At 75.9% G+C, this 8704-nt stretch carries 8 protein-coding genes; all 8 read right to left on the bottom strand.

What is annotated here, in order from left to right; genetic code table 11:
- Positions 1-85 precede the first annotated feature (85 nt).
- Genes ABZY91_RS31110 through ABZY91_RS31075 form a run of 8 tightly spaced genes read right to left on the bottom strand, consistent with a single transcriptional unit; the run spans position 86 to position 8624 of the window.
- On the bottom strand, positions 86-643 hold the full coding sequence (locus ABZY91_RS31110) for a chorismate pyruvate-lyase family protein (RefSeq protein ID WP_355406179.1): 558 nt from the start codon (positions 641-643) through the stop codon (positions 86-88).
- On the bottom strand, positions 640-2040 hold the full coding sequence (locus tag ABZY91_RS31105; protein ID WP_355406177.1) for a fatty acid--CoA ligase family protein: 1401 nt from the start codon (positions 2038-2040) through the stop codon (positions 640-642). Before ABZY91_RS31105 ends, ABZY91_RS31110 begins: the two co-directional genes overlap by 4 nt.
- The gene (locus ABZY91_RS31100) at positions 2037-2717 is read right to left on the bottom strand and encodes an HAD family hydrolase (protein WP_355406175.1); all 681 of its coding nucleotides are present in this window, start codon (positions 2715-2717) and stop codon (positions 2037-2039) included. Before ABZY91_RS31100 ends, ABZY91_RS31105 begins: the two co-directional genes overlap by 4 nt.
- Positions 2714-3820 (bottom strand): nicotinate-nucleotide--dimethylbenzimidazole phosphoribosyltransferase, encoded by a 1107-nt coding sequence (locus ABZY91_RS31095; protein WP_355406173.1) that lies wholly within the window; start codon positions 3818-3820, stop codon positions 2714-2716. Before ABZY91_RS31095 ends, ABZY91_RS31100 begins: the two co-directional genes overlap by 4 nt.
- Positions 3813-5093 carry a glycosyltransferase family 4 protein gene (locus ABZY91_RS31090; protein ID WP_355406171.1) on the bottom strand — a complete coding sequence of 427 codons (1281 nt, stop codon included), beginning with the start codon at positions 5091-5093 and terminating at the stop codon, positions 3813-3815. The genes ABZY91_RS31095 and ABZY91_RS31090 overlap by 8 nt, the downstream gene beginning before the upstream one ends.
- Positions 5090-6226, bottom strand: coding sequence for a CDP-glucose 4,6-dehydratase (rfbG, locus tag ABZY91_RS31085; protein ID WP_355406169.1), 1137 nt, complete (start codon positions 6224-6226; stop codon positions 5090-5092). The genes ABZY91_RS31090 and rfbG overlap by 4 nt, the downstream gene beginning before the upstream one ends.
- Positions 6202-6978 carry a sugar phosphate nucleotidyltransferase gene (locus ABZY91_RS31080; protein ID WP_355406167.1) on the bottom strand — a complete coding sequence of 259 codons (777 nt, stop codon included), beginning with the start codon at positions 6976-6978 and terminating at the stop codon, positions 6202-6204. Before ABZY91_RS31080 ends, rfbG begins: the two co-directional genes overlap by 25 nt.
- Positions 6975-8624: a carbamoyltransferase C-terminal domain-containing protein gene (locus ABZY91_RS31075; RefSeq protein ID WP_329950947.1), complete on the bottom strand. Its 1650-nt coding sequence runs from the start codon at positions 8622-8624 to the stop codon at positions 6975-6977. Before ABZY91_RS31075 ends, ABZY91_RS31080 begins: the two co-directional genes overlap by 4 nt.
- Positions 8625-8704 lie beyond the last annotated feature (80 nt).

Raw genomic sequence — 8704 nt, 5'->3', positions numbered from 1 at the left:
GGTCGGGGTGACACCCCGACCCGCCGCCGCCGTCCGTTCGGTGGGCACGGGCCCGTCGTGCCGCCGGTCAGGCCGGTCAGGTCGGTCAGGTCAGTTCGCCGAGGCATCGTGCGGAGAAGACCTCGTCGATCAGCATCGCCGGGGTCCCTCCCGTCACCACCCGGTACCGCCGGGCGCCGCCCCCCTGGGCCGTGGGCGCCGTCGAGGAGACGATCTCGCGGAACGACTCCACCCGGTGCCGGCGCAGCAGCCGCCCGATCGGTTCGTCCCCGCCCAGCAGGTCCGCCCGCAGCGGCGCGGGCAGCGCCTCCACCACCATGAGGGTCCGGGCCCTCACGTGCACCAGTCCCGACCGGGCGCCGACCAGCTCGGTGGTGCGCGACAGCAGCGTCAGCCCGACCGGTACCGCCAGCAGGCGTGCGGCCTCCTCGTCCGCCGGCTCCGGCGCGTGGGCCAGCCCGGCGGTCACGATGCGCTCTCCCACGACCTGCTCGACCAGGGGCGTGACCGTGCCGTCGCACGCGAGGATCAGCCGGCCGACCAGGCCGAGCCGTCCCGGCTCCGGCGCAGAGGCGTGCGGGGCGGTGTGCAGGGATGCTCGCGGGGCGGCGTGCGGGTCGGCCACGGAGGCGGAGGGGTTCACGGGGCGACCTCGCGGCGGATCGGCTTTCCGGTGGCCGAGCGGGGGATCGACCGGACCTCGGTGATCCGCCGGGGCACCTGGTGGGGCGCCAGCCGCTCGCGGCACCACGGCACCAGGTCGGGCGCCGGGGCGCGCAGGACGACCTCGGCCACCGGCACCTGTCCGTGCGCGCGGTCCGGGGCGGCCGACACCTGGACGTCGGCCACCGCCGGGTGCCCGGCCAGGACCTGTTCGATCTCGGCGGGGGCGACCTTCTTGCCCGCCACGTTGATCAGGCTTCCGATCCGGCCGACCAGCCGGAGGGCGCCGTCCGGGGCCGGCGGGAGGGCGAGGTCGCCGGTGCGGTAGCGGCCCCGCCCGTCGACATCGAGCGGGACCAGGCCCGCCGGGCCGATCCGGCCGAAGGCCAACGAGTCTGTTGCCAGCAGGAGTTCGCCCCGACCCTGGTCGTCGTCGTCAGGCGGTACGACCTCGGCCGCCACCCCCGGCAGCGGCACACCGATCCAGCCCTCGGCCTCGCCGCCGGAGACCGGGGCGAGCGTGACCGCGCCCGCCTCCGAGGAGCCGTAGCAGTTGTGCAGGCGGAAGGTGAACCGTTCGGCGACGGCGGCGGCCACTCCCGGTCCCAGGGGCGCGCCCGCCGACACCGCGACCTCCAGGCCGGGGGGCGTGGCCGTGTCGTCGGACGCGGCGGCGGCCTGCGCCAGCAGCGCGTAGTGGAAGGGCAGGGCGACGAGCGTCCGCGCGCCGTGGTCCCGCACCGCCGCCAGCAGCCGCGAGGGGACCGACCTGACGGGGCAGAACCGGACGGGGGCGCCCAGCACCAGCGGCGCGACCAGCCCGTAGTTGAACCCGTACGCGTGGAAGAGCGGCGCCGCCACCGCCACGGGGGCGTCCGGCCCGTAGCCGAGGAAGCGGCCGACCCGGCGCGCGTCCGCCAGTACGGCGGCGGCCGTGCGGACGATCCCGGTCGGTGCGCCGGTGGAGCCGGAGGTCAGGAAGACGTGGGCGCCCGCCGGCACACCGTCCGGCAGGTCCGAGCGGCCCTCCCCGGTGAGGCGCAGCGGGGGTTCCCCGGACAGGACGGTGCCGCCGTCGGGGCCGGCCCCGGTGTCCCGGGCGACCGGGCCAGCGACGCTGCCGGGAGTCGCGGCGTCCCGGTGCACCAGCGGCACCCCGGCCAGGTCGCAGCCCAGCACCAGGGCGGCCGTCGCCGCAGGGTCCGACAGCTGCGCCACCACGCCCTCCCCGGGGACGTCCCGGCGGGCGAGGGCGGCGGCGACCCGTTCGGCGGCGGCCAGCAGCTCGCGGTAGGTCCACGCCCGGCCGTTCGCGACCAGGGCGGTGGCGTCGGGCGGTGCGCCGTTGTCGCGGACCGCGTGGACGATGCTGGTCATGACCGGGCCTCTCGGAGTGCTGCGGGGAGATCGTTCAGTGCGGCGATCCGGCCGGGACCGGGCGGGCCCAGGAGGAAGGTCGCGGCGACCCCGGCCGCCGCCCCCTGCCGGGCGTCGGCGGGGCTGTCGCCGACGTACACCGCTTCCTCGGGTGCCAGGCCGAGCCGCCGCAGGGCGAGCAGCAGGCCGTCCGCGGCCGGTTTGGGGCGGGCCGCGTCCTCCCGGGCCACGGTCAGGTCGAGCGGAAGGCCGCACGCGTCGAGCAGCAGCCGGGCGTGCGCGCGGGAGCGGCCGGTGCAGATCCCCAGCACCAGCCCCTCCGCGCGCAGCAGGCCGACCAGCTCCCGCGCCCCGGGCATCGGCGGTACGGGCGACGTGGCGCCCGCCAACTCCTCCCGCAGCGCGAGGTCGTACGCCCGGGCGGCTCCGGCCAGCAGCTCCGCGGGCACCAGCGCCGCGAGCGTCTCCAGGTCCGTCGGCCGCTGGGCGGCGGCGAGCCGCGCGCCGCTCGGTCGGTCGGACCCGACCGCGGCCGCGCTCCGCCGCAGGCAGCGCAGGTGCAGGGACCAGGAGTCGGCCAGTGTCCCGTCGAGGTCGAAGACCACCCCGCGTACGCGCCGTGGCGGGGCCGCGCCGGTGGGGGCCGGCGGGGCGGGCGCCGCGGTGGGGCCGGTCACTGGGCCTCCGCCAGGCCGGCGACGGCGGCGCCGGGCGTGAGCTCGGCGACGGCGAGGGCGGCGTTGACCAGGCCGGCCGCGAGAGCGGCGCCGGAGGCCATGCCGAGGCGCATCTCCAGGCGGAGGAGCGGGGGCTGGCCGAGCGCCTCCAGGACGTGCCGGTGCGAGGGCTCGGTGGATTCGTGGGCGGCGATCAGGTACCCCGCCACCGCCGGGCAGAGGCGGACGGCGAGCAGGGCCGCGACCGCCGTGATGGCGCCGTCGACGAGGACGACCTGCCGGCGGGCCGCCGCCGCGAGGACGATGCCGGTGTTGCCGGCGATCTCGTAGCCGCCGAGCGCGGCGAGCACCGTGAGCGGGTCGTCCGGCAGGTGGGCGGTCCGGTCGAGCGCCAGGCCGACGAGGGCGGCCTTCTGGCGGACGGTGTCCTGCGGGACGCCCGAGCCGAGGCCGGTCAGTTCGGTGGCGGTCCGGCCGAGCAGCCGGGCGGCGAGGGCGGTGGCGGCGGTGGTGTTCCCCACGCCGATCTCACCGATCGCGACCAGGCCCGCTCCGCCGAGACGTTCCTCGGCGAAGCGGGCTCCGGCCGCGACCGCGCGGACGGCCAGATCCGCGGTCATGGCGTCCCGGACGGAGATGTCGGCCGTGCCGGGAGCGATCTTGTAACGCTGGTCGCCGACCGGGTCGACCAGGCCGAAGTCGGCCGTCTCCACGCGGGCGGGAAGGCGGTCGGCCAGGATGTTGACGGGCGCCTGCCCGCTGTCGATGAGGCGCAGCACCCGGCCGGTGACGCCGGGTCGGAAGCGCGAGGTGCCGTGTGCGGCCACGCCGTGGTCACCGGCCAGCACGCTGACGACGGTGTCCAGCGGGCCGGGCGAGGCCGTACGGCGGATGCCGGCGACCCGCTGGACGAGGGTGTCGAGCCGGCCCAGACTGCCGGACGGGCGGGCGAGGGCGAGCTGGCGGACCTGCGCGAGCCGGGCGCTGTGGCGGTCGGGGGCGGTGACGGAGGCGCAGAGGGCGTCGATCCGCTCGCGGTCGGCCCCGGCGGCGGAGGCCCCGGCCGTCGGGCGGTCGTCAGCCGTCGGCCCGCCGTCAGCCATCGGCCCGCCGTTCCGCCAGCTCGCGTCCGAGGTCGGAGACCCGCCGGGCGAAGCGCCGGTTGGTGAAGTGCTCGTCGACGCGGGCGCGGGCCGCGGCGCCGCGCCGGGCGGCCTCTTCCGGGTCCGCGAAGGCCCGGCCCAGGGCGTCGGCGAGGACGGCGGGGTCGAGGACCCGGGCGCCCGAGGGGCCTTCGACCGGGACGGGGTAGCCGAACTCCGGGCCGGGCACGAGCTCGCGCAGCGAGTCCACGGCGGTGGCGACGACCGGGCGGCCGAACGCCATCATCTCCGCGCAGACGTAGCAGAACGACTCCCAGAGGCTGGGCACCACGGCGACGTCGGCGACGGACATCCAGCCGAGCGCCTCCTGCCGGGGGACGTCGCCGAGGAACGTCACCCGGTCCGTGAGGCCCAGCCGTCCGGCGAGTTCGCGCAGCGGCTGCTCCTCCGGGCCGACACCGACCAGCGCGAGGTGCGGCCGGACGGCGGTGCCGTCCGGCCGCCGGACCGCGCCGAGCAGGTCGAGCGCGGTGAGCAGCTGGGCGAAGCCCTTGACCGGGACGAGCCGGCCGCAGGAGACCAGCAGCGGCTCGGCGCCGATGGCCAGGGCGTCGCGCCGCCGCCGCCACTGCGGGTCCTCTTCGACCGCCCGGATCTCGTCGGGGTCGACACCGAGGTGGATCACCGAGTGCGGTGCGGTGTTCTCCGGGTAGTAGCCCGTCACCGCGTCGGACAGCGCCCGGCTGATGAAGACGGTGTGGTCGCTGCCGAGGACGGACTTGCGTTCCAGCTCCACCAGGTGCGCCCGGTCGGCGGTGACCCCGCTGGTGACACGGTGCTTGTCCCGGTCGTACGGGGTGATGGCACGGAAGTCCTGGAGCAGGACGTTGACCAGCGGCACGCCGTGCCTGCGGGCGAACATCGCCGCCTCCGGGTAGCAGAACAGGTCGGGCAGCGCGACCAGTTCGGGAGCCCCGTCCTCCTCGGCGAGCCGCTGCGCGGCGGTGTGGAAGCGCCGGTGGACGCGCAGGCTGTCGTCGGCGAGCCCGCTGCCGGAGTTGTAGACCACGTCGGTGCCGACGCGGTGGACGCTCACGCCGTCGACCTGCTCGCGCAGGTCGTCGACGGCGCCGGGGCGGGAGGTGACGACGGAGACCTGCCAGCCCTCCGCGACCAGGCCGACGGCGAGGTTGCGGGCGACGGTGCTGGTGCCGCCGACGGTGGTCGGCGGGTACTCCCGGGAGAAGACGACTGCCCGTCGTGCGCTGCTCACTGCTGCTCGCCTGCCTGTCCGTCGGTCTGCTGGTGGGTGTCGGAGGAGTCGCGCAGGAAGTCCTCGACCTGGGCCGCGGTCTCCTCGGCGGGTGGGGTGCCCGCGCGGACGGCCCGGTGCCAGGCGACGACGGCGGCGGCCGAGGCCCCGAGGTCGTAGCGGTGGCGCCAGCCGAGCAGCTCGGCGGCCTTGCGGCCGTCCAGGCGCAGGAGTTCGTCCTCCGTGAAGCGGGTCCCGGGGTCGGCGGACAGCTCGGCGGGCCGGCCGCCGGTGGCCACCCAGGCCGCGTCGAGGGCGCGGGCGAGGTCGAGGACGGTCGCACCGTCGCCGGGCGGCGCGAAGTTGAGGACCTCGCCGGTGGCGACCGTGCCGTCGGCCAGCCGGTCGGCGAGCAGGAGCAGCCCGCGGACGACGTCCAGCACGTGCTGCCAGGGGCGGACGGCACCGGGGCGGCGCAGCCGTACCGGGCGGCCCGCGTCGAGCGCGGCCAGCAGGTCGGGCACCAGGCGGTCGACGGCGAAGTCGCCGCCGCCGATGATGTTCCCGAAGCGGACGGAGGCGCCCCGGGTGGGTGCGCCGGTGTCGCGCAGCAGCGTCGCGTACGCCTCGAAGACCAGCTCCGCGCCGGCCTTGGAGACGCTGTACGGGCAGCCGCCGCCGAGCTCGTCGATCTCCCGGTAGGGCCACGGCCAGTTCCGGTTGCGGTAGCACTTGTCCGAGGTGACGTGGACGAGCACCCCGGGCGTGCACCGGCGGACGGCCTCCAGCACGTTGAGGGAGCCGGTGATGTTCGTGCCGAGGGTGGTGTGCGGGTCGGCGAGGCCGGCGCTCACGAGCGGCTGGGCCGCCAGGTGGAACACCACGTCGAACGGGCGCGCGGCCATGGTGCGGTGCACGGCGTCGAGGTCGCGGACGTCGCCGACGACGGTGCGTGCGCCGAGCCCGGCTAGGCCGGTGCTGCGGGCCCTCGTCCGCTCGTCGGCGTCGGCCGCGAAGCCGGTGACGTCGGCGCCGAGCCGGAGCAGGGCGGTGGTGAGCCACGAGCCGACGAAGCCGCTGTGGCCGGTGACGAGGACCTGCCGGCCGCGCCAGTGCGGCGCGGTCCGGTTCAGGCCCGGACCGGGGTCGGCCATGGGAGTCCCTCCTCCTGCGCCAGCGCCTCGGCGTCGACGAAGTCCTTGTAGGTGTCGAACGGCAGCCACCGCCCGTCGTGCACCACCGCGTCGACCTCGCCGGCCTCGGCCAGCATCGGCAACACGTCCTCCTCCAGGCCGAGTTCGGGCGAGAGGGCGGTGAGCAGGCGGGGCGAGCAGGCGAAGTAGCCGGCCGAGATCAGCGCGGGCTGCAGCGGCTTCTCGACGAACGCGGTGACCGACATGCCGGCGCCGACCACGATCTCGCCGTACCGGGAGCGCACCCGGGTGGCGGTCATGGTGACGGCGCTGCCGCTCTCCCGGTGGTGCGCGAGGAGCCGGTGCAGGTCGAAGTCGGAGAGCACGTCGCCGTAGCCGAGCAGGAACGTGCCGGGCCGCAGCAGCGGGGCCGCCGCCAGCAGGCGGACGGACTTCTCGGCGTACGGGCCGTTGTCGACGAGGGTGATCCGGGTGCCGCCGGCGGAGAAGCGGACCAGGCCGGGGCCGGTCTCGACGTCCGCCGGGGAGACCGGGAACGCGTCGAGCAGCAGCCGCTCCATCGCCCGCGCGCCGTAGCCGGTGCACAGCACGAAGTCGTCCAGGCCGAACGAGCGGTAGTAGTCGAGCACGTGGAGGATCAGCGCCCGGCCGTCCGGGAGCGGGCGCAGCGGCTTGGCGAGGTCGTCGCCGTCGCTGCGCTGGCGCAGGCCGAGGCCGCCGCAGAGCAGGACGACGGTGGGGCACCCGGTCACGTGCCGTCCGCCTTGCGGACGACCAGGCCGTGCAGGACCAGCACGTCCAGCTCGGTGGTGAGGAAGCAGCGCACCGCGTCCTCGGGCGACTCCACGATGGGCTCCTCGTTGTCGTTGAAGGACGTGTTGAGCAGCACCGGCACCCCGGTGATCCGGTCGAAGGCGGTGATCAGCGCGCACAGTTCGGGGTTGAGCGCGGGCGTCGCGGTCTGCAGCCGCGCCGAGCCGTCGACGTGCGTGACCGAGGGGATGTCCGCCCGCCGGTCCTCCCGCACCTGCGGGACGAGCAGCATGTAGTGGGCGGGGACGGCGGTGTCGAAGTACTCGGTCTGCCGGTCCTCCAGGACCACCGGGGCGAACGGCCGGAACGCCTCCCGGTGCTTGACCTTGGCGTTGATGCGGTCCTTCATGCCGGGGTCGCGCGGGTCGGCGAGGATGCTGCGGTTGCCCAGCGCGCGCGGCCCGATCTCGGAGCGGCCCTGGAACCAGCCGACGACGGCGCCGTCCGCCAGTTCGCGGGCTACCGTCGCGTACAGGTCGTCGGGGCGCTCCACCCGCAGCCGCCCGCCCTGGGCGGCGACGGCCGCCTCGATCTCGGCCTCGGTGTGCAGCCGGCCCAGGTAGGGGGAGAACAGCTCGGGGGAGGGGGCCCACGGGTGCCCGCCGAGCACGTGGTGCCCGTACAGGGCCGCGCCGATCGCGGTGCCGCCGTCGCCCGCGGCCGGCACGATGTGCAACCGCTCGAACGGGGTGTCCCGCAGGATCAGGTAGTTGGCGACGCTGTTGAGGGCGACCCCGCCGGCCAGGCAGAGGTCCGTGGCGCCGGTCTCCCGGTGCAGCCAGCGGGCGAGTTCGACGACGATCCGCTCGGTGTTGGCCTGCACGGCGTACGCGAAGTCCGCGCGGACCGCGTCCGCGGCCTCCTCGTCGGCGGCCTTCGCCAGCTCGCCGGCGACGAGGGCGCGCACCGCGTCCTGCTGGGCCAGCGACTGGCGGAAGGTCCCGTCGTGCAGGTCGTACAGCGCGGCGAGCGCCTCGACGTGGCGCGGGGTGCCGTACGGGGCGAGGCCCATGGTCTTGCCGGGCGCGCCCATGCCGCCGACGGTGCGGAAGCCGATCTCCTTGGACACGGCCTCGTACATCCAGCCGATGGAGTTCTCGTACGTGTCGTCGAGCCGGTGCTCGGCGGTCGCGACCCGGCCGGTCAGGCTGCGTACGGGGGTGAGTCCGTCGGCGTCGCCCCGGTAGAAGGTGACGGTCTCGCCGTGCTGCTCGCCGTCGCGCTCGACGGTGGAGCCGCGGCCGTCCATCACCAGGACCGCCGCCTCCTGGAAGGGCGAGGTGTAGAAGGTGCTGGCGGCGTGGGAGAGGTGGTGGCCGATCCATTCGATCCGGTCGCGGTGGCGCAGCGTGTAGACCGGGTTGACGAAGTCGTTGGCGACGATCAGGTCCACGTCCTGCGGACCGAGGCCGCCCTCGGCGAGGACGTAGTCGCCGGCCCGGCACTGCTGCAGGCGCGGTCCGAGGCCGAACGCGATCTTCTTCCGGACGAGGCGTTCCTCCTCGACGGCGGAGACGACGCGACCGTCCTCGACCAGGCAGGCGCCGAAGTCGTGGTGGGACCCTCCGAGTCCGAGTATTCGCACGGGGGTTGTTCTCCTTCTTGCTTGTCGGGCCCGGATGGCTCGGCGGAGGTTCGTCGGACGGTCGTCGGACGGCCGGCGGA

Source organism: Kitasatospora sp. NPDC002965 (genome assembly GCF_040611255.1).
GTDB lineage: Bacteria > Actinomycetota > Actinomycetes > Streptomycetales > Streptomycetaceae > Kitasatospora.
The sequence above is the reverse complement of the archived record's forward strand: the minus strand, read 5'-3'. Positions and strand labels throughout refer to the sequence as shown.

Coding starts and splice junctions, on each gene's coding strand:
- ABZY91_RS31105 (WP_355406177.1), bottom strand. CDS start 2,040: ATGACCAGCATCGTCCACGCGGTCCGCGACAACGGCGCACCGCCCGAC.
- ABZY91_RS31095 (WP_355406173.1), bottom strand. CDS start 3,820: ATGGCTGACGGCGGGCCGACGGCTGACGACCGCCCGACGGCCGGGGCC.
- rfbG (WP_355406169.1), bottom strand. CDS start 6,226: ATGGCCGACCCCGGTCCGGGCCTGAACCGGACCGCGCCGCACTGGCGC.